The organism is Citrobacter sp. Cpa228, from assembly GCF_030333085.1.
Taxonomy (GTDB): Bacteria; Pseudomonadota; Gammaproteobacteria; order Enterobacterales; family Enterobacteriaceae; genus Citrobacter; species Citrobacter pasteurii.
In genome coordinates this window covers 40,405-60,683 of sequence record NZ_JAOWGQ010000056.1, presented here as the reverse complement: position 1 = coordinate 60,683, position 20,279 = coordinate 40,405, and the positions used below count along the sequence as shown (strand labels likewise).

17 protein-coding genes are annotated in these 20,279 nt (G+C 52.8%); 12 read left to right on the top strand and 5 right to left on the bottom strand.

The features are described 5' to 3' along the window. Positions 1–12 precede the first annotated feature (12 nt). The 5 genes from prfA to kdsA are packed head-to-tail and all read left to right on the top strand — an operon-like array spanning position 13 to position 4,020. A complete protein-coding gene (gene prfA, locus OGX91_RS22100; RefSeq protein ID WP_005126363.1) occupies positions 13–1,095 on the top strand; it encodes a peptide chain release factor 1 in 1,083 nt (360 codons plus the stop codon). Beyond that, a complete protein-coding gene (gene prmC / locus OGX91_RS22095) occupies positions 1,095–1,928 on the top strand; it encodes a peptide chain release factor N(5)-glutamine methyltransferase (protein ID WP_005126364.1) in 834 nt (277 codons plus the stop codon). The genes prfA and prmC overlap by 1 nt, the downstream gene beginning before the upstream one ends. Then, positions 1,925–2,317 (top strand): invasion regulator SirB2, encoded by a 393-nt coding sequence (sirB2, locus tag OGX91_RS22090; RefSeq protein WP_040233231.1) that lies wholly within the window; start codon positions 1,925–1,927, stop codon positions 2,315–2,317. Before prmC ends, sirB2 begins: the two co-directional genes overlap by 4 nt. 3 nt (positions 2,318–2,320) lie before the next feature. Further along, positions 2,321–3,130: an invasion regulator SirB1 gene (sirB1, locus tag OGX91_RS22085; RefSeq protein WP_005126366.1), complete on the top strand. Its 810-nt coding sequence runs from the start codon at positions 2,321–2,323 to the stop codon at positions 3,128–3,130. Between the two features lie 35 nt (positions 3,131–3,165). Then, entirely contained in the window at positions 3,166–4,020 is an 855-nt protein-coding gene (kdsA, locus tag OGX91_RS22080) for a 3-deoxy-8-phosphooctulonate synthase (protein ID WP_003020772.1), read from the top strand. A gap of 98 nt (positions 4,021–4,118) precedes the next feature. Here kdsA and chaA read toward each other — a convergent pair whose 3' ends face one another. After that, positions 4,119–5,219: a sodium-potassium/proton antiporter ChaA gene (gene chaA / locus OGX91_RS22075; RefSeq protein ID WP_005126368.1), complete on the bottom strand. Its 1,101-nt coding sequence runs from the start codon at positions 5,217–5,219 to the stop codon at positions 4,119–4,121. Between the two features lie 403 nt (positions 5,220–5,622). Between chaA and OGX91_RS22070 the strand changes: the two genes are divergently transcribed. Continuing rightward, a complete protein-coding gene (locus tag OGX91_RS22070) occupies positions 5,623–6,318 on the top strand; it encodes a gamma-glutamylcyclotransferase (protein ID WP_005126370.1) in 696 nt (231 codons plus the stop codon). A 60-nt stretch (positions 6,319–6,378) separates the two neighbouring features. Here the strand turns inward: OGX91_RS22070 and OGX91_RS22065 are convergent, their stop codons facing one another. Both OGX91_RS22065 and OGX91_RS22060 read right to left on the bottom strand, forming a co-directional pair. Continuing rightward, positions 6,379–6,624: a DUF1883 domain-containing protein gene (locus OGX91_RS22065; protein WP_003020763.1), complete on the bottom strand. Its 246-nt coding sequence runs from the start codon at positions 6,622–6,624 to the stop codon at positions 6,379–6,381. A 263-nt stretch (positions 6,625–6,887) separates the two neighbouring features. Continuing rightward, a complete protein-coding gene (locus OGX91_RS22060; RefSeq protein WP_137381691.1) occupies positions 6,888–7,241 on the bottom strand; it encodes a DsrE/DsrF/TusD sulfur relay family protein in 354 nt (117 codons plus the stop codon). A gap of 175 nt (positions 7,242–7,416) precedes the next feature. On the opposite strand from OGX91_RS22060, the gene OGX91_RS22055 reads away from it, so the two are divergent. Beyond that, positions 7,417–8,802 carry a YchO/YchP family invasin gene (locus OGX91_RS22055; protein WP_286627316.1) on the top strand — a complete coding sequence of 462 codons (1,386 nt, stop codon included), beginning with the start codon at positions 7,417–7,419 and terminating at the stop codon, positions 8,800–8,802. 11 nt (positions 8,803–8,813) lie between these two features. Here the strand turns inward: OGX91_RS22055 and narL are convergent, their stop codons facing one another. Both narL and narX read right to left on the bottom strand, forming a co-directional pair. Beyond that, a complete protein-coding gene (gene narL / locus OGX91_RS22050; RefSeq protein ID WP_005126375.1) occupies positions 8,814–9,464 on the bottom strand; it encodes a two-component system response regulator NarL in 651 nt (216 codons plus the stop codon). Continuing rightward, complete coding sequence (narX, locus tag OGX91_RS22045; RefSeq protein ID WP_040233228.1) at positions 9,457–11,253, bottom strand: nitrate/nitrite two-component system sensor histidine kinase NarX; 1,797 nt, start codon at positions 11,251–11,253, stop codon at positions 9,457–9,459. Before narX ends, narL begins: the two co-directional genes overlap by 8 nt. 339 nt (positions 11,254–11,592) lie before the next feature. On the opposite strand from narX, the gene OGX91_RS22040 reads away from it, so the two are divergent. The 5 genes from OGX91_RS22040 to narI all read left to right on the top strand — a co-directional run bounded on the left by OGX91_RS22040 (position 11,593) and on the right by narI (position 20,162). Beyond that, positions 11,593–12,984, top strand: a complete 1,392-nt coding sequence (locus tag OGX91_RS22040; RefSeq protein WP_182290405.1) for a NarK family nitrate/nitrite MFS transporter — start codon at positions 11,593–11,595, stop codon at positions 12,982–12,984. Between the two features lie 515 nt (positions 12,985–13,499). Next, positions 13,500–17,243 (top strand): nitrate reductase subunit alpha, encoded by a 3,744-nt coding sequence (locus tag OGX91_RS22035; protein WP_286627315.1) that lies wholly within the window; start codon positions 13,500–13,502, stop codon positions 17,241–17,243. Then, positions 17,240–18,778 (top strand): nitrate reductase subunit beta, encoded by a 1,539-nt coding sequence (gene narH / locus OGX91_RS22030; RefSeq protein ID WP_286627314.1) that lies wholly within the window; start codon positions 17,240–17,242, stop codon positions 18,776–18,778. Before OGX91_RS22035 ends, narH begins: the two co-directional genes overlap by 4 nt. Beyond that, positions 18,775–19,485 (top strand): nitrate reductase molybdenum cofactor assembly chaperone, encoded by a 711-nt coding sequence (gene narJ, locus OGX91_RS22025; RefSeq protein WP_005126387.1) that lies wholly within the window; start codon positions 18,775–18,777, stop codon positions 19,483–19,485. The genes narH and narJ overlap by 4 nt, the downstream gene beginning before the upstream one ends. Beyond that, positions 19,485–20,162, top strand: coding sequence for a respiratory nitrate reductase subunit gamma (gene narI / locus OGX91_RS22020; RefSeq protein WP_040233221.1), 678 nt, complete (start codon positions 19,485–19,487; stop codon positions 20,160–20,162). Before narJ ends, narI begins: the two co-directional genes overlap by 1 nt. Positions 20,163–20,279 lie beyond the last annotated feature (117 nt).

Genomic DNA, 20,279 nt, shown 5'->3' with positions numbered 1-20,279 from the left:
GCATTTACGCCTATGAAGCCTTCTATCGTTGCCAAACTGGAAGCCCTGCATGAACGCCATGAAGAAGTTCAGGCGCTGCTCGGTGATGCGGGAACTATCGCAGACCAGGAACGCTTTCGTGCATTGTCGCGCGAATATGCGCAATTAAGTGATGTTTCCCGTTGTTTTACGGACTGGCAACAGGTTCAGGACGATATCGAAACGGCACAGATGATGCTCGACGATCCTGAAATGCGTGAAATGGCGCAGGATGAACTGCGCGAAGCAAAAGAAAAATGTGAACAACTGGAACAGCATCTGCAGGTTCTGCTGCTGCCAACCGATCCTGATGATGAACGTAACGCCTTCCTCGAAGTGCGTGCGGGAACCGGTGGTGATGAAGCGGCGCTGTTTGCCGGCGATCTGTTCCGCATGTACAGCCGTTACGCTGAATCGCGTCGCTGGCGGGTAGAGATCATGAGCGCCAACGAAGGCGAACATGGTGGCTACAAAGAAATTATTGCCAAAGTCAGCGGTGATGGCGTGTATGGTCGACTGAAATTCGAGTCCGGCGGCCATCGCGTACAGCGCGTACCGGCGACCGAATCTCAAGGACGTATCCATACTTCTGCCTGTACGGTCGCGGTGATGCCGGAACTGCCGGAAGCAGAACTGCCGGATATCAACCCAGCCGATCTGCGTATTGATACCTTCCGCTCATCCGGCGCTGGGGGTCAGCACGTTAACACCACCGACTCCGCTATTCGTATTACCCACTTGCCAACCGGCATCGTGGTGGAGTGTCAGGACGAACGTTCGCAGCATAAAAACAAAGCGAAAGCGATGTCGGTGCTGGGGGCGCGTATTCGTGCCGCCGAAGTGGCCAGGCGTCAACAGGCGGAAGCCTCTGAACGTCGCAACCTGTTGGGCAGTGGCGATCGCAGCGATCGCAACCGCACCTATAACTTCCCGCAGGGGCGTGTGACCGATCACCGCATTAACCTGACGCTCTACCGTCTGGATGAAGCGATGGAAGGTAAACTGGATATGCTTATTGAGCCAATTGTCCAGGAATACCAGGCCGACCAACTGGCGGCGTTGTCCGAGCAGGATTAATGGATTATCAGCACTGGCTGCGTGAAGCGATAAGCCAATTACAGGCAAGCGAAAGCCCGCGTCGTGACGCCGAGATCATACTTGAGTTCGTCACAGGCAAAGGGCGAACCTATATTCTGGCGTTCGGCGAAACGGTGTTAACTGAGGCGCAGCGTCAACGGCTCGATACATTACTGGAACGCCGTCAGCGGGGTGAGCCGGTGGCACATCTGACCGGCGTGCGCGAGTTCTGGTCGCTGCCGCTGTTTGTGTCTCCGGCTACGCTTATTCCACGCCCGGATACCGAGTGTCTGGTTGAGCAGGCGCTGGCTCGTCTGCCTGCCTCTGCGTGTCGTATTCTCGATTTGGGAACCGGTACGGGCGCCATTGCGCTGGCGCTGGCGTCTGAGCGTCCGGATTGCACGGTGACCGCGGTTGACCGCATGCCGGATGCTGTAGACCTGGCAAACCGCAACAAACAGCATCTGGCCATCGACAATGTGCGTGTGTTGCAAAGCGACTGGTTTAGTGCTTTGCAGGGGCAGCAGTTTGAGATGATCGTTAGTAACCCGCCGTACATCGATGAGCAGGATCCGCACCTGGCGCAGGGCGATGTACGTTTTGAGCCGCTATCGGCACTGGTGGCGGGCGAGCAGGGTATGGCGGATATCGTGCATATCATTGACCAGTCTCGACACATGCTAACGCCCGGCGGTTATCTGTTGCTGGAACATGGCTGGCAGCAGGGTGAGGCGGTACGCGACGCGTTTACCCGCGCAGGTTACCAGGCGGTTGAAACCTGTCGTGACTATGGCGGCAACGAGCGGATTACGCTTGGGCGCATCCCATCATGAATTCGTTCAGCACACTACTTACTATTCATCTCGTTAGCATCGCGCTTTCTGTCGGGCTACTCACGTTGCGTTTTTGGTGGCGTTCTACCAATACGCGCCTTGCATCATCGCGCTGGACGCGTATTCTGCCACCGATCATTGATACCGTTTTACTTCTCAGCGGCGTGGCGTTGATCGCTAAAACGCACATCCTGCCATTCACCGAACAGGGGACATGGCTGACTGAAAAGCTGTTTGGGGTTATCATTTACATCGTTTTGGGTTTTATTGCGCTCGATTACCGTCGGGCGCGCAGCCAGCAGGCGCGATTAATCGCATTTCCGCTGGCGCTGGTGGTGCTGTACATCATCATTAAACTCGCCACCACAAAAATACCGTTACTGGGGTAAGTCATGAGGTCGTTAGCTGATTTCGAATTTAATAAAGCGCCGTTGTGTGATGGGATGATCCTGGCGTCGGAGTCTATCCGTCTGGATTTTCCAACACAAACTGTCTATGACGAACTGGAACGTCTGGTTGGTCTGGCGCAAGAAGAAATTAGCCAGCTCCTGTCTCAGGATGAGCAACTGGAAAAACTGCTGGCACTTTTTTACGGCGAATGGGGTTTTACGGACACCCACGGCGTCTATCGTCTTTCTGATGCACTATGGCTTGACCAGGTTCTGAAAAACCGTCAGGGCAGCGCTGTGTCGCTGGGGGCGATCTTATTGTGGATTGCCAACCGACTGGAACTGCCGTTGGTACCGGTGATTTTCCCGACACAACTCATCCTGCGTATTGAATCGCTCGATGGCGAAATGTGGCTAATCAATCCGTTCAATGGCGAAACATTAAATGAACACACGCTGGAAGTGTGGTTGAAGGGGAATATCAGCCCGGTTGCGGAGTTATTTAACGAGGACCTGGATGAAGCGGATAACGCGGAAGTGATCCGCAAACTGCTCGACACGCTGAAATCATCACTGATGGAAGAGCGGCAAATGGAACTGGCGCTGCGAGCCAGCGAAGCATTACTGCAGTTTAATCCTGAGGATCCGTATGAAATACGCGATCGTGGATTGATTTACGCGCAGCTGGAATGTGAACATGTTGCGCTGACAGATTTAAGCTATTTCGTTGAACAGTGTCCGGAAGACCCGATCAGCGAAATGATCCGTGCGCAGATTAATACTATTTCGCACAAACAAATTGTATTGCATTGATTAATGACACTTTACCTACCGTTTAAGGCGATCCTATGAAACAAAAAGTGGTTAGCATTGGCGACATCAACGTGGCAAATGACCTGCCGTTCGTGCTGTTTGGCGGAATGAACGTGCTGGAATCCCGCGATCTGGCGATGCGCATTTGTGAGCACTACGTAACCGTTACTCAAAAGCTGGGTATCCCTTACGTGTTCAAAGCCTCCTTTGATAAAGCCAACCGTTCTTCCATCCACTCTTACCGTGGACCGGGCCTTGAAGAAGGGATGAAAATCTTCCAGGAACTGAAGCAGACGTTTGGCGTAAAAGTGATCACCGACGTTCATGAAGCCAGCCAGGCACAGCCTGTTGCCGATGTGGTGGATGTGATTCAGCTGCCGGCATTCCTTGCTCGTCAGACCGATCTGGTAGAAGCGATGGCGAAAACCGGTGCCGTTATCAACGTGAAGAAACCGCAGTTCGTAAGCCCTGGTCAGATGGGTAATATCGTGGATAAATTCCATGAAGGCGGTAACGATAAGGTTATTCTCTGCGACCGTGGCGCGAACTTTGGTTATGACAACCTGGTTGTGGACATGCTGGGCTTCAGCGTGATGAAGAAAGTCTCCGGCAACTCACCGGTGATTTTTGACGTGACCCATGCGCTGCAGTGCCGCGATCCGTTTGGCGCAGCAAGCGGCGGTCGTCGCGCGCAGGTTACTGAACTGGCGCGTGCCGGTATGGCGGTAGGCCTGGCAGGTCTGTTTATTGAAGCGCATCCGGATCCAGCCAATGCGAAATGCGATGGCCCATCCGCGCTGCCGCTGGCGAAACTGGAACAGTTCCTGACGCAGATTAAAGCCATAGATGACCTGGTGAAAAGCTTCGACGAGCTGGATACTGAGAACTAATTCATTTTGTGTGCCTGACAGAGCTTGCGCTTATCAGGTCTACGAAAGGAAATAAGAAGCCGGACCCGACAAGTTGTGTCGGTGTCCGGCTTTTTTTATCAGGCGAATATTGTCATCAGGTAGGCGATAAACAGTGCCAGATGTGCTGCACCGTTGAGCACATTGGTGCGTCCGGTGGAGAAGGAGATATGGCACAGCACCAGCGAAGAAACCATGACAATCATCTCTGGTGCGCCCAGCGCGAACACCAGGTCATTCCCTGTTGCCCAGGCAATCAGTGTGACGACGGGTACGGTCAGTGAAATGGTGGCAAGTACTGAGCCGAAGAATAAATTCATCGCTCGCTGCACCTGATTGTTCAGTACTGCTTTCAACGCACCTAAACCCTCAGGGGAGAGAATAAGCAACGCCACCAGGAAACCGGTAAATGCCACTGGTGCATTCAGCTCAGTAAGTAATGTTTCCAGCGGATTGGCATTCATTTTGGTGACGGCAATAACGGCAATCAAATGGATGACAAGCCAGGCGGCGTGCCACAGATTGCTGTGCGCTGAAGGTTTACCGTGATGTGGGTCATCGCCGTCCCCCTCATCTTCATGTTCGTAAATGAACAGGCTCTGGTGTGTTTTGGTCTGGATCAGCAAAAATACGCCGTACATTGCTGCTGAAATTAAGGCTACCAGCAGTGCCTGCGCGGTGGTGAAATTCGCTCCCGGTAATGCCATCGGGAATACCAGCACGATAATGGCCAGCGGGAATAGAGCAATTAAATACTGCTTAATACCGAACAGGTTCATATACTGGGTAGCAAATTTGCGACCACCCAACAGTAATGAAAACCCGACCAGCCCACCGGTTACGATCATAATGATTGAATAGAGCGTATCGCGCATTAGCGTGGGCGCGGCGTCACCGGTTGCCATTAATGCGGAAATTAAACTGACTTCGAGAATAACCACCGAAAGGCTGAGGATCAGCGAGCCATAGGGTTCACCAAGTCGGTGAGCTAATACGTCTGCATGACGGACAACGCTGAATGCGCTACTTAATATACCAATAAGGGCTAGTGCGTTAATGCCGATGACCACTGGTAGTGACTGACTGCTCCCCCAAAAGAACAGTACTACCAGCGCCAAAACCGGAAAGGCGAGTGAGGTCTCCTTGTGGCGGGTTTTTACCGCCTCATGTGCATGTGTCATGTAATTAATTCTCCATCTCTGCAGGTGCTTATAATTATAAATGTATTAAAGAATGTAAAAAATAACAGATCTTTCGGTATTTCCGATCTGATTTTACGTAATTTTACGGCATGGACCATTTTTTGCATCAAAGCGAGCAAAATGGTGTGTCTTGTTTAGAGAGCATTTGAATAACAAGATGTTAGGTTTCTAAATCAATCAAAATAGCACACGATGATATGCTGACGGTCGTGCCAGGCCGGGACATAAAAAGAGAATATAAAGTGCCGTTGAGCCTTTGTTGCCTTGCATGCAGGCGGTGAATTGCCTATTGTCCTGGTATTGGTTTCAAAATGAGCAGTAAAAAAGCCTGGAAGGCGTCAAAAAAGTTGTTGCAGGGAAGTCGCAGTGGCGGAGGTGTAAGGTGTTAACGCGTGATTTTTTATTGAATGCTGACTGTAAGACGGCATTTGGTGATATTGAAGAATCACTACTCTGGTCGGCGGAACAACGGGCAGCCTCACTGGCCGCCACGCTTGCCTGCCGTCCAGATGATGGACCGGTGTGGATCTTTGGTTATGGATCGTTGATGTGGAATCCGGCGTTAGAGTTTGAAGAGTCCTGTACCGGGACGTTAGTCGGCTGGCATCGCGCATTTTGTTTGCGCCTGACGGCAGGGCGAGGAACGGCCGGTCAGCCAGGACGTATGCTGGCCTTAAAAGAGGGCGGACGCACTACTGGTGTAGCCTACCGTCTGCCGAACGCGTCGCTGGAACAAGAGCTTTCTTTGCTGTGGAAGCGTGAAATGATCACCGGATGCTATCTGCCCACCTGGTGCCAGTTGGCGCTTGATGATGGCCGAACGGTGAGTGCGCTGGTCTTTATTATGGATCCGCGACATCCATTGTTTGAGTCCGATACCCGTGCTCAGGTTATCGCACCGCTTATTGCTTCTGCCAGTGGGCCATTGGGAACCAACGCGCAATATCTGTTCTCGCTGGAACAGGAATTGGTGAAGTTGGGGATGCAGGATGACTGTCTTAACGATCTGGTGATTACGGTCAGAAGGTTGTTGGGAGAGAACCTGCCGGAAGGCGTCATGCGACCCGGATTTGCCTAAGCGTTGCCGGGTTATCTGTTGTGTGCCCGATAAGCGTAGATGCTTTCGGGCAGTACATCATCAGGCTGCAATATAACTGATTGAATGCTCCAGAGACTGGCTGTGGCTGTCGATCAGCACATTCCAGATGCCGGTATAGGGCACGGTAAGCCATGCGTTATCACGATCCTGCACGCTTAAGATGTCAGACTGCGTGTCTTTGACGTGATTTTTCTCGCTCATCAGATGGATATGACAGCGCTCAGAACAGCGTACCACCACCGTATCTCCACCGAATAATTTCAAACTTGCCTTCACTAATGCCATTTTTCACCCCGTTCTTGAAAACAACGTACTTTCTGTTGAAAGTGCTGCGTGATGTTGTTCACATTTCACTCATTGCATAACACCAAAGGGGAGGGGGCAGGATGCTGATTTTGATCAAAAAATGGCATAACGATTAAACAAAAATGACAAAATCCCTTAAAAGGGTTGAAAGGGCGAGCTTACGTTTAACGAAACCGCGCCCATCTGAGATTAAATCGGGAAATTACCGGCACTTTCAGTACGCTTGCCTGAAAGTGTTGGCATCAGAAGGTCAAAACCTTATCTGCTGCCAGCGTCCACTGAGCCAGTTCCACCAGCGTACCGACTTCAACGCCATCAATTAACGGCAGTGCGGTGATCCCGCGGCCATCGGTACAGGTTTTGCAGAGTTTTACCGGAACGTTTTGTGCTGTCAGGATTTCCAGCATTTGCTGAATATTATAACCTTCCGCCGGTTTCTGCCCGCGCAGCCCTGCAGTGACGGCATCAGACATTAAAAACAGACGCAGGTCGAGGCTGCCCTCCTGCTCGCGCAGAGCGATGGCCAGACGCAGACTGTTGAATAACGACTCGCTTCCATAGGCTGCACCGTTCGCGATGATCACTATCTTTTGCATTTTTACTCCTGTTGCTGCATGTGAACGTTAATAACTGACACGTATGTTACACCTATTTCCCGATGCCAGGATAATGCCGAAAAAGGAAGGAAGGGCTGAAAATCAATGCTGAAGACGTTATGGTTTAAGATAAGTATGCCGCTGTGGCTAATTGATGTAAGAAACCACTAACGATTTGAGCCGTAATATTTATTTATCTCTCGCAGTATTCTCACTCTTGCCGTTTGCAGGCGGTACTGCCAGCGCGCAATCGTCTTTTATTCACCAGGCGGAAAACCCTTTCGATAACAATAGTGATGGCTTGCCCGATCTCGGTATGGCGCCGGAGTCGCGGGCAGGCGAAAAGCACTTTGCCGAAATGGTTAAAGCGTTTGGGGAAGCCAGCATGGTCGATAACGGACTTGATACTGGCGAGCAAGCAAAACAGTTTGCATTTGGTCAGGTTCGTGACACGGTCAGTGGGCAGGTGAATCAACAGCTTGAATCCTGGCTTTCTCCGTGGGGGAATGCCAGCGTTGGGCTGCAGGTGGATAAAGAAGGCAGCTTTACCGGCAGTCGGGGAAGCTGGTTTATTCCGTGGCAGGATAATCAACGCTTTCTGACCTGGAGTCAGTTGGGGCTTACGCAACGTGACGAAGGGCTGGTGAGTAATGCGGGGATTGGACAACGCTTCATACGCGATGGTTGGTTGCTGGGCTACAACACCTTTTACGATAACCTGCTGGATGAAAATCTGCCGCGCGGCGGGTTTGGCGCCGAGGCGTGGGGAGAGTATCTGCGGCTATCCGCCAACTACTACCAGCCGTTTTCCTCGTGGCAGAATCGTTCTTCAACACAGGAACAAAGGATGGCGCGGGGCTACGATCTTACTGCGTTGATGCGGTTACCTTTTTACGAGCATCTCAATACCAGCGTCAGCGTCGAGCAATATTTTGGCGATCGGGTAGACCTTTTCCACTCGGGAACGGGCTACCGCAACCCGGTGGCGGTAAACCTGGGACTGAGCTATACGCCAGTGCCGCTGATTACGGTGACCGCGCAGCATAAACAGGGCGAAAGCGGGATAAGCCAAAATAATCTGGGATTGACCCTCAATTATCGTTTTGGCGTTGCGCTAAAAAAACAGTTAATGGTGAGTGAAGTCGCAAACAGCCGATCGCTGGGCGGGAGTCGTTATGACGATCCTCAGCGTAACAGCGTGCCAACGCTTGAGTATCGCCAGCGTAAAACCTTATCTGTATTTTTGACAACACCGCCGTGGGATCTGAAACCCGGCGAGACGGTAGCGTTGAAATTACAGGTGCGTAGTCAGTATGGCATCCGTCATCTGACATGGCAGGGAGACACGAAAGCATTGAGTTTAACGGCCGGGAGCCATCCTCGCAGTGCGCAGGGCTGGACGATTATTATGCCGAAGTGGGATAGCAGTGAAGGAGCAACCAACCGTTGGCGGCTGTCCGTCGTCGTGGAAGACGAGCAGGGCCAGCGTGTCTCTTCCAATGAGATCACGCTATCACTGGCCGAACCGTTTAATGCCGTTTCAGGAAATGATCCTCGTTAATACTCGCGTTATCAGAAGATGCGTTCCTGGTGCACCCATACCGCGGCTTCAACGCGTGATTTAAGCTTCATTTTCTTCAGCATATGCTTCACATGCACTTTTACCGTGCTTTCGGTGATGTCGAGGCGGCGAGCAATCATCTTGTTAGGCAGACCCTGGGCGATGAGCTTAAGAATATCGCGTTCACGTGGCGTCAACTGAGTTACATCACGATCGGAGGTCGCACGGTTAGCGCGCAGGCTGGCGGCCAGAACCGGGGTTAAGGTTTCGCTCAGCACCATTTCACCGGCGGCAGCCTGTTGCAACGCCTTCAGTAGATCTTCTGGCTCCATGTCTTTCAACAGATAGCCGTCAGCACCGCGTTTCAGGGCGGTCACTACGTCTTCTTCATGATTGGAAACACTGAAAACGACAATGCGTCCGGACAGAGATTTCTCTCGTAGCTTATCAAGCGTTTCCAGACCGTTCATACCCGGCATGTTGAGATCTAACAGGATCAGATCGGGATCAAGGGATTCAGCCAGCTCGATACCCTGCTCGCCATTACTGGCTTCGCCGACCACGGTGATATCGGACGCCATGCTGACAAGCTGTTTTACACCGGTGCGCAGCATCGGATGATCGTCGATCAACAGGATGGTTGCCGGTTCCAGATTACTCATGGGTATCTCCTTGGACTTCTGTGAAGTTTGTTTCGGGAATAAAAGTGACAGCAACTTCAGTACCGCCCGTCTCGCGACGGCGTACACGGCAATCGCCGCGCAAGCTCTGCGCACGGTCGCGCATTATAATCATGCCGTAGTGGTTACTGCGTTCGGCGTTTTCCGGTACGCCGCAGCCGTTATCTTGAACTGTCAGTTTGACCTGTTTGCCATTTTGCACCACCGTCACGATGACTTCATTGGCCTGAGAGTGTTTAAGCGCATTACTCAGGGCCTCACGGGCAATCTGCAGCAGGTGGATCGCCTGATGTGAAGGGACCAGCCGCGGCGGCAACTGATAATCCAGCTTCACCGTAAAACCAAAGCGAGCGCTGTATTCCTGGCAACTGGCTTCCAGCGCAGGCCGCAACCCAGGCTCAGTCAACTGCAAACGGAAGGTCGTCAACAATTCACGTAGCTGTGCCCAGGAGGCGTTCAGCTCGTTACGAATCTGACTTAGCAACTCACGGCTGTTTTCCGGGAGCGCGTCGCCCTGCATCTGCAAACAACTGACCTGCATCTTCATACAGGAGAGCGATTGTGCAATAGAATCATGGAGTTCGCGAGCAATGGTGGCACGCTCTTCCATCACGATCAACTGCTGCTGACGTTCCTGGTGTCTGTCCAGCGCCAGTGTTGCGGTGAGTTGTTCAACCAGAGTATCGACCAGTTGCTGCTGATCGTGACTGAGATGACGCCCGTACGGCAAGGTGGCGAGCAGAATACCGTACTGGGTATGCGCATCGGTCAGCCGCCATTTCAGCGTAGTGCCACCTTCAATGGCGGGCAGTGTGCCTCGTGGGCACAGATGACAACCTTTTTCATCGCAACTGGTATTCGACTGGCAGGTAAATTCCTGATGATTATCTTCATCTTCCAGGTCATAAACCCGCAACTCAATATCGTGCAGCAGCGTTAAGTTTTGCAACCCGTTGAGTACCGGTGAAAGCCGCTCACACAACGGTATCTGTGAGTGCAGACGGCGGTTGGCTTGCCACAGGAAAGAGAGGATCTGGTTTTTATGTTCCAGACCCGCGGTTTTTTCCTGCACCCGCTGTTCCAGTACGGCATAACTTTCGGCCAATTCTTCGGACATATTGTTCAGCGCCGAACCCAGTGCCGCCATCTCATTACGTCCGCTGATATGCGCACGTTGCGTAAAATCACGCTGGCTGACGGCGCGCGCCATCGCCAGCAGTTGTTTCCACGGCTGCAGCAGGCGTACGCGCAGCCAGATGATTGTGAATACCAGCAGCAGTGCCATAAATATGGCCATCAGGCGATGCAGCAGGACGACGCGTTCGATACGTAATTCGGTAGTATGATCAAAGGCGGTAACCAGTTTATCCAGTCCGGTCACAAAGCGTGAAACGTCGTCGGCGACCGCATCACCCGTTTGGGCATGTTTAAGCCCAGGTGCCAGTTCGGTGTGCCAGTAATCCTGCAATGCCTTTAACTGGGTCTGCTGGCCGTCGCGCTGTGCAGCACGAGTCAGTTCAGGGCTAAACGCTGTTTGTTCCATTTCATCCAGCAGCGGTTGATCGCTGGCGTCCAGCGGTACGGCAGCCAGCAAACGGTAGCTCTGCATACGTAGCGAGCCGGCTTTATTGATCGCGTGAGCGCTACCCTGAATGCCTTGTACCAGCCAGCCGGAGACAGCCATACCCGCCACGCCAAGCGCGGTAGACAGTAAAACAATCAGCGCCACCTGGTTGACCAGCGTAAGCGGGGAAAGACAACGTTTAAACATGTGACTTCTTCCTTCGGGTTTTCAGAGAGCAGAAAACCTTATTGAATGACGATTCTGCTGCAGGCAGTGCCGCTATTCTCAGCGATACACTGGAGTATACCCATACCTCAAACGGGCTACCCCTTAATTGCCGACAGGGGGAGAGATCCCGGACGTCGGGGAGTAGGGTGCGACAGAAGCGTGAAAAACCACATCTTTTTTACCGAAGTTATGTACTCATTTAGGGTAATGATAAATTTTAGGCGTTAATAATGACACCTTTTCCTTTGATTTATATCAACTTACCCCCCGCTGTAAACCCTAATGTTGCAGGCATCGAAACAAGTATCAGAGGTGTCTATGAGTCACTCATCTGCCCCGGAAAGGGCATCTGGAGCTGTAATCACAGAATGGCGGCCGGAAGATCCCGCCTTCTGGGAACAGCGTGGTCAACGAGTTGCCAGCCGTAACCTGTGGATTTCAGTCCCTTGCCTGCTGCTGGCGTTTTGCGTATGGATGTTATTTAGCGCGGTGGCGGTGAACTTACCGAAAGTGGGATTCAATTTTACCACTGAGCAGCTGTTTATGCTGACGGCATTGCCTTCAGTTTCCGGCGCACTGCTGCGCGTACCGTACTCCTTTATGGTTCCTCTGTTCGGTGGTCGCCGCTGGACGGCATTCAGCACAGGTATCCTGATAATCCCCTGCGTGTGGTTAGGCTTTGCTGTGCAGGATACCACCACGCCGTTCAGTACCTTCATTATTATCTCCCTGCTGTGCGGCTTTGCCGGTGCAAACTTTGCTTCCAGCATGGCAAACATCAGCTTCTTCTTTCCTAAGCAGAAGCAGGGTGGTGCGTTGGGGCTGAACGGTGGTCTGGGCAATATGGGCGTCAGCGTGATGCAGTTGGTTGCGCCGCTGGTGGTCTCACTGTCCATCTTCGCCGCTTTTGGCAGCCACGGCGTTGAACAACCGGACGGCACGCAGCTGTATCTGGCCAATGCCGCCTGGATTTGGGTACCGTTCCTCGCAATTTTCACGCTGGCCGCATGGTTCGGTATGAACGAACTGGCAACGTCGAAAGCGTCGTTAAAAGAGCAATTGCCGGTGCTGAAACGCGGGCATCTGTGGATAATGAGCCTGCTGTATCTGGCAACCTTCGGCTCTTTCATCGGCTTCTCCGCAGGTTTCGCGATGCTGTCAAAAACGCAGTTCCCGGAAGTGCAGATCCTGCATTACGCCTTCTTTGGCCCGCTGATTGGTGCACTGGCGCGTTCTGCCGGGGGAGCAATCTCCGACCGTCTGGGCGGGACGCGTGTGACATTGGTTAACTTCGTGTTGATGGCAGTCTTCAGTGCCTTGCTGTTCCTGACCCTGCCAACCGATGGGGTAGGTGGTAACTTTATTGCCTTCTTCGCGGTATTCCTGGCGCTGTTCCTGACGGCCGGTCTGGGTAGTGGTTCAACCTTCCAGATGATCTCTGTCATCTTCCGTAAACTGACAATGGACAGGGTGAAAGCGGAAGGCGGCTCTGAAGAGAAAGCGATGCGTGAAGCAGCGACTGACACGGCAGCGGCGCTGGGCTTTATCTCTGCGATTGGCGCGATTGGCGGCTTCTTTATTCCGAAAGCGTTTGGTACATCTCTGGCATTAACCGGTTCTCCGGTCGGTGCGATGAAAGTATTTCTGATCTTCTATGTCGCTTGTGTGGTCATCACCTGGGTGGTATACGGACGTCATTCTAAAAAGTAAAAAAGAGGTATACACAAAATCATTCTAACTGCATCAAGGCGGCAAGTGAGAAATCCCCAGGAGCTTACTGAAGTAAGTGACTGGGGAGAACGAGCGCAGCCAACGCAGAAGCAGTTTGAAGGATGAAGTGTAGGTTGATTATCCATTGCGCGGCGTTATACCGCGCTTTTTTTTGCTTGTAATTAGTTACAACATACTTCTGTGTTATGACACAACAACTGCCTGTGAGAACAGTGCTCTCACTGTGCCAGGCAGGGGGGATACCCCTTAATACCCACTTGTAAAGAATTTAACATTTGCACGAGAAGTTGTTTTTAAAATCCATTTATAAATCAATTAATTATATTAAATATCAATATCCTACTTAAGGGGTATGCGAAAATTAACCACCTATTTTCATCCCTGTCTGCCTTGATCGTTATCAATTATCACGCCCTTTCAGAGCGTTACCTTCACTCCCAATCAAGCAATGTCGATTTATCAGAGAGCCGTCAGGCTCCTACAGGAGAGAACCGATGAGTAAATTCCTGGACCGGTTTCGCTACTTCAAACAGAAGGGCGAAACCTTTGCCGATGGGCACGGCCAGCTTCTCAATACCAACAGGGACTGGGAGGATGGATACCGCCAGCGTTGGCAGCATGACAAAGTCGTGCGTTCAACCCACGGCGTAAACTGCACCGGCTCATGCAGCTGGAAAATCTACGTGAAAAATGGTCTGGTAACCTGGGAAACCCAGCAAACTGACTACCCGCGTACTCGTCCTGATCTGCCAAACCACGAACCTCGCGGCTGCCCGCGTGGCGCGAGCTATTCCTGGTATCTCTACAGCGCAAACCGCCTCAAATATCCGCTGATGCGTAAACGTCTGATGAAGATGTGGCGTGAAGCGAAAAGACTGCACAGCGATCCCGTTGACGCCTGGGCCTCCATCATCGAAGACGCCGATAAAGCAAAAAGCTTCAAACAAGCGCGTGGTCGTGGCGGGTTTGTCCGTTCGTCCTGGCAGGAAGTAAACGAACTGATTGCGGCATCTAACGTCTATACCGTGAAAACCTATGGCCCTGACCGCGTTGCTGGTTTCTCTCCGATCCCGGCAATGTCGATGGTTTCTTATGCTTCCGGTGCTCGTTACTTGTCACTGATTGGCGGTACCTGCCTGAGCTTCTACGACTGGTACTGCGATCTGCCGCCTGCCTCTCCGCAGACCTGGGGCGAGCAGACTGACGTACCGGAATCTGCTGACTGGTACAACTCCAGCTATATCATCGCCTGGGGTTCTAACGTACCGCAGACCCGTACCCCGGATGCGCACTTCTTCACAGAAGTTCGCTACAAAGGCACCAAAACTGTCGCGATTACGCCGGATTACGCAGAAATCGCCAAGCTTTGCGACCTGTGGCTGGCACCGAAGCAGGGGACTGATGCCGCAATGGCGCTGGCGATGGGCCACGTTATGCTGCGTGAGTTCCATCTCGACAACCCAAGCCAGTACTTTACCGATTACGTGCGCCGTTACACCGACATGCCAATGTTGGTCGTGCTTGAAGAGCGTGACGGTTACTATGCCGCCGGTCGTATGCTGCGTGCGGCGGATTTGGTCGATTCTCTGGGTCAGGAAAACAACCCGGAATGGAAAACTGTCGCGATTAACAGCAACGGTGAGATGGTTGCGCCGAACGGTTCAATCGGTTTCCGCTGGGGTGAAAAAGGTAAATGGAACCTGGAGCAGCGCGACGGCACATCCGGTAATGAAACCGAACTGCAGCTCAGCCTGCTGGGTAGCCAGGATGACATCGCGGAAGTCGGTTTCCCGTACTTCGGTGGCGAAGGAACTGAACACTTCAATAAAGTCGAACTGGAAAACGTTCTGCTGCATAAGTTGCCGGTGAAACGCCTGCAGTTGGCGGACGGTTCTACCGCGATGGTGACCACCGTTTATGACCTGACCATGGCTAACTACGGCCTGGAACGTGGTTTGAACGATGAAAACTGCGCGACCAGCTACGATGACGTAAAAGCGTATACCCCTGCGTGGGCAGAAAAAATCACCGGTGTTTCACGTTCTCAAATCGTGCGTATTGCCCGTGAATTTGCCGATAACGCCGATAAAACCCACGGACGTTCGATGATCATCGTCGGTGCGGGTCTGAACCACTGGTATCACCTCGATATGAACTATCGCGGCCTGATCAACATGCTGATTTTCTGCGGCTGTGTTGGTCAGAGCGGCGGCGGCTGGGCACACTATGTGGGCCAGGAAAAACTGCGTCCTCAGACCGGCTGGCAGCCCCTGGCGTTTGCCCTCGACTGGCAGCGTCCGGCGCGTCACATGAACAGCACCTCCTACTTCTATAACCACTCCAGCCAATGGCGCTATGAGACGGTCACCGCGCAGGAACTGCTGTCTCCGCTGGCGGATAAATCCCGCTACAGCGGTCATTTGATTGACTTCAACGTGCGCGCCGAGCGTATGGGCTGGTTGCCGTCTGCACCGCAGTTGGGTACTAACCCGCTGTACATTGCGCGTGAGGCGGAAAAAGCAGGGATGACACCCGTCGATTACACCGTTAAATCTCTGAAAGAAGGTTCTATTCGCTTTGCGGCAGAACAACCAGAAAACGGTAAAAACCATCCACGTAACCTGTTTATCTGGCGCTCTAATCTGCTGGGCTCATCCGGTAAAGGTCATGAATACATGCTGAAGTATCTGCTGGGTACTGAGCACGGTATCCAGGGGCTGGATCTGGGGAAACAGGGCGGCGTGAAACCGGAAGAAGTGGAATGGCAGGATAATGGTCTCGACGGCAAGCTGGATCTGGTGGTAACGCTGGACTTCCGTCTGTCGAGCACCTGTCTGTATTCCGACATCGTGCTGCCAACGGCTACCTGGTATGAAAAAGACGACATGAATACCTCGGATATGCATCCGTTTATTCATCCGCTGTCTGCTGCTGTTGACCCAGCCTGGGAATCGAAAAGCGACTGGGAAATCTACAAAGCCATCGCCAAGAAATTCTCTGAAGTCTGTGTCGGTCACCTTGGCAAAGAAACTGATGTGGTGACACTGCCTATCCAACACGACTCCGCCGCTGAACTGGCGCAACCGCTGGATGTGAAAGACTGGAAAAAAGGCGAATGCGACCTGATTCCGGGCAAAACAGCACCGCACATCATGACCGTTGAGCGTGATTACCCGGCAACTTACGAGCGCTTCACCTCTATCGGTCCGTTGATGGATAAAGTCGGTAACGGTGGTAAAGGGATTGCCTGGAATACCCAGAGCGAAATGGATCTGCTGCGTAAGCTCAATTACACCAAGGCAGAAGGTCCGGCGAAAGGCCAACCTTGTCTTAATACAGCAATTGATGCCGCAGAGATGATCCTGACCCTGGCACCGGAAACGAATGGTCAGGTTGCCGTCAAAGCCTGGGCTGCGCTGAGTGAATTTACCGGTCGTGACCATACGCATCTGGCACTGAACAAAGAAGACGAGAAGATTCGCTTCCGTGATATTCAGGCGCAACCGCGCAAAATCATCTCCAGCCCGACCTGGTCAGGCCTGGAAGATGAACACGTTTCTTATAACGCCGGTTACACCAACGTTCATGAGCTAATCCCATGGCGCACGCTGTCTGGTCGCCAGCAGTTGTATCAGGATCACCAGTGGATGCGTGACTTCGGCGAAAGCCTGCTGGTCTATCGTCCGCCAATCGACACTCGTTCGGTGAAAGAGGTGATGGGCGAGAAGTCCAATGGCAACCCTGAAAAAGCACTCAACTTCCTGACGCCGCACCAGAAGTGGGGTATCCACTCTACCTACAGTGACAACCTGCTGATGCTGACGTTAGGTCGCGGCGGTCCGATTGTGTGGATGAGTGAAGCCGATGCGAAAGATTTGGGTATCGAAGATAACGACTGGATCGAAGTTTTCAACAGTAACGGTGCCTTAACTGCCCGTGCCGTTGTCAGCCAACGTGTGCCGGCCGGGATGACCATGATGTACCACGCGCAGGAACGTATTGTGAACCTGCCAGGTTCAGAAATTACCCAGCAGCGTGGCGGGATCCATAACTCGGTAACGCGTATTACGCCGAAACCGACCCACATGATCGGCGGCTATGCACATCTGGCCTACGGCTTTAACTACTACGGTACCGTAGGCTCGAACCGTGATGAGTTCGTGGTGGTACGTAAGATGAAGAACATTGACTGGTTGGATGGTGAAGGCAATGACCAGGTACAGGAGAGCGTAAAATGAAAATTCGTTCACAAGTCGGCATGGTGCTGAATCTCGATAAGTGCATCGGTTGCCACACCTGTTCAGTAACCTGCAAAAACGTCTGGACCAGCCGTGAAGGTGCCGAATATGCCTGGTTCAATAACGTTGAAACGAAGCCTGGTACGGGGTTCCCGACTGACTGGGAAAACCAGGAAAAATGGAAGGGCGGTTGGATCCGTAAAATCAACGGCAAGCTGGTGCCGCGCATGGGTAACAAAGCGCTGCTGCTGGGTAAAATCTTTGCTAACCCGCATCTGCCGGGCATTGATGATTACTACGAGCCGTTTGATTTCGACTACCAGACGCTGCACAACGCGCCTGCTGATAGCAAGGCGCAGCCGATCGCCCGTCCGCGCTCGCTGATTACCGGTCAGCGTATGGACAAAATCACCAAAGGTCCGAACTGGGAAGATGACCTGGGCGGCGAGTTTGAGAAGCTGGCGAAAGACCAGAACTTCGAAAATGTGCAGAAGGCGATGTACGGTCAGTTTGAAAACACCTTCATGATGTATCTGCCCCGTCTGTGCGAGCACTGTCTGAACCCGGCGTGCGTGGCGACCTGCCCAAGCGGCGCCATCTACAAACGTGAAGAAGATGGCATCGTGCTGATTGACCAGGACAAGTGCCGCGGCTGGCGTATGTGCATCACCGGTTGTCCGTACAAGAAGATCTACTTCAACTGGAAGAGCGGTAAATCTGAGAAGTGCATTTTCTGCTATCCGCGTATCGAAGCCGGTCAGCCGACCGTGTGCTCCGAAACCTGCGTGGGGCGTATCCGTTACCTCGGCGTACTGCTGTATGACGCGGATGCGATTGAAAGCGCGGCAAGCACCGAGCATGAGAAAGATCTGTACCAGCGTCAACTGGACGTGTTCCTCGATCCGAACGATCCGGCTGTTATTGAACAGGCGCTGAAAGATGGTATTCCGCTGAGCGTTATCGATGCCGCACAGCAGTCTCCGGTTTATAAAATGGCGATGGACTGGAAGTTGGCGCTGCCGCTGCATCCGGAATACCGCACATTGCCGATGGTTTGGTATGTGCCACCTTTATCTCCGATTCAGTCTGCCGCTGACGCGGGTGAACTGGGTAGCAACGGTATTCTGCCGGACGTGGACAGCCTGCGTATCCCGGTTCAATACCTGGCGAACCTGCTGACTGCGGGTGATACCCAGCCGGTACTGCGGGCGTTGAAACGTATGCTGGCGATGCGTCACTACAAACGCGCAGAAACCGTAGACGGTAAAGTTGATACCCGCGCGCTGGAAGAGGTCGGGCTGACCGAAGCTCAGGCGCAAGAGATGTATCGTTATCTGGCGATCGCGAACTACGAAGATCGTTTCGTGGTACCGAGCAGCCATCGTGAACTGGCGCGTGAAGCATTCCCGGAGAAGAGTGGTTGTGGTTTCACCTTCGGTGATGGTTGCCACGGTTCTGATACTAAATTCAATCTGTTCAACAGTCGCCGCATCGATGCTGTCGATGTGACCAGCAAAACGGAGCCGCACCAATGATTGAACTCGTCATTGTTTCGCGTCTGCTCGAGTACCCGGATTCTGCCTTGTGGCAGCATCAGCAGGAACTTTTCGATGCACTCGCGTCATCTGAAAACCTGGACAAAGAGGATGCCCAGACGCTGGGCGTTTTCCTGCGCGATTTAACTGCACAGGACATGCTGGATGCGCAGGCAAGCTATAGCGAACTGTTCGACCGCGGTCGTGCGACTTCACTACTGCTGTTTGAACATGTTCACGGTGAATCCCGCGATCGCGGTCAGGCGATGGTTGACCTGATGGCCCAGTATGAGCAGCACGGACTACAACTCGATAGCCGCGAATTGCCAGATCACTTGCCGCTGTATCTGGAGTACCTCGCACAGTTGCCAAAAAGCGAAGCGTTAGGTGGCTTGCAGGATATCGCCCCGATTCTGGCGCTGCTCAGTGCGCGTCTGCAACAGCGCGAAAGCCGTTACGCGGTGCTGTTTGATCTGCTGTTAAAACTGGCGAATACCGTTATCGACAGCGATAAAGTGGCAGAAAAGATTGCGGATGAAGCGCGTGACGACACGCCGCAGGCACTGGATGCTGTTTGGGAAGAAGAGCAGGTGAAATTCTTTGCCGACCAGGGGTGCGGTGAATCTGAAATTTCTGCTCACCAACGTCGTTTTGCCGGAGCCGTTGCGCCGCAGTACCTGAACATCACCACCGGAGGACAGCAATAATGCACTTCCTGAATACGTTCTTCTTTGACATCTATCCGTATATTGCGGGTTCTGTCTTTCTGATTGGCAGTTGGTTACGTTACGACTACGGTCAGTACACCTGGCGTGCGGCTTCCAGCCAGATGCTGGATCGCAAAGGGATGAACCTTGCGTCAAACCTGTTTCACATTGGGATCCTCGGCATCTTCGCGGGTCATTTCCTGGGGATGCTGACGCCGCACTGGATGTATGAAGCGTGGCTGCCGCTCGAAGTGAAGCAGAAGATGGCGATGTTTGCGGGCGGGGCGTCCGGCGTGATGTGCCTGGTGGGGGGCGTACTGCTGCTGAAACGTCGTCTGTTCAGTCCACGCGTACGTGCAACGACCACGGGAGCCGACATTCTGGTGCTGTCCATTCTGGTTATCCAGTGTGCGCTGGGTCTGCTGACTATTCCATTCTCCGCCCAGCATATGGACGGTAGCGAGATGATGAAGCTGGTGAACTGGGCACAGTCCGTGGTGACCTTCCACGGCGGCGCGTCTCAGTATCTGGATGGTGTGGCGTTTATTTTCCGTATGCACCTGGTGCTCGGTATGACGTTGTTCCTGCTGTTCCCGTTCTCGCGTCTGGTGCATATCTGGAGCGTGCCAGTTGAGTATCTGACACGTAAATATCAGATTGTTCGTGCGCGTCACTAATTTCGCGTTGTAACGCACCAAACCCCGCTACGGCGGGGTTTTTTGTATTGTGCACGCCGGATGGGGGCGTAACCGCCTTATCAGGCCTACGCAGACGTCAGTTCTCTGTAGGCCTGA

Excerpts from the sequence above, each read along its gene's own strand:
- sirB2 (WP_040233231.1), top strand. The coding sequence starts at position 1,925 with ATGAATTCGTTCAGCACACTACTTACTATTCATCTCGTTAGCATCGCG.
- prfA (WP_005126363.1), top strand. The coding sequence starts at position 13 with ATGAAGCCTTCTATCGTTGCCAAACTGGAAGCCCTGCATGAACGCCAT.
- narX (WP_040233228.1), bottom strand. The coding sequence starts at position 11,253 with ATGTTTAAACGTTGTCTTTCCCCGCTTACGCTGGTCAACCAGGTGGCG.
- narI (WP_040233221.1), top strand. The coding sequence starts at position 19,485 with ATGCACTTCCTGAATACGTTCTTCTTTGACATCTATCCGTATATTGCG.
- sirB1 (WP_005126366.1), top strand. The coding sequence starts at position 2,321 with ATGAGGTCGTTAGCTGATTTCGAATTTAATAAAGCGCCGTTGTGTGAT.
- narJ (WP_005126387.1), top strand. The coding sequence starts at position 18,775 with ATGATTGAACTCGTCATTGTTTCGCGTCTGCTCGAGTACCCGGATTCT.
- OGX91_RS22035 (WP_286627315.1), top strand. The coding sequence starts at position 13,500 with ATGAGTAAATTCCTGGACCGGTTTCGCTACTTCAAACAGAAGGGCGAA.
- narH (WP_286627314.1), top strand. The coding sequence starts at position 17,240 with ATGAAAATTCGTTCACAAGTCGGCATGGTGCTGAATCTCGATAAGTGC.
- OGX91_RS22065 (WP_003020763.1), bottom strand. The coding sequence starts at position 6,624 with ATGGCATTAGTGAAGGCAAGTTTGAAATTATTCGGTGGAGATACGGTG.
- OGX91_RS22060 (WP_137381691.1), bottom strand. The coding sequence starts at position 7,241 with ATGCAAAAGATAGTGATCATCGCGAACGGTGCAGCCTATGGAAGCGAG.
- OGX91_RS22040 (WP_182290405.1), top strand. The coding sequence starts at position 11,593 with ATGAGTCACTCATCTGCCCCGGAAAGGGCATCTGGAGCTGTAATCACA.
- prmC (WP_005126364.1), top strand. The coding sequence starts at position 1,095 with ATGGATTATCAGCACTGGCTGCGTGAAGCGATAAGCCAATTACAGGCA.
- chaA (WP_005126368.1), bottom strand. The coding sequence starts at position 5,219 with ATGACACATGCACATGAGGCGGTAAAAACCCGCCACAAGGAGACCTCA.
- kdsA (WP_003020772.1), top strand. The coding sequence starts at position 3,166 with ATGAAACAAAAAGTGGTTAGCATTGGCGACATCAACGTGGCAAATGAC.
- narL (WP_005126375.1), bottom strand. The coding sequence starts at position 9,464 with ATGAGTAATCTGGAACCGGCAACCATCCTGTTGATCGACGATCATCCG.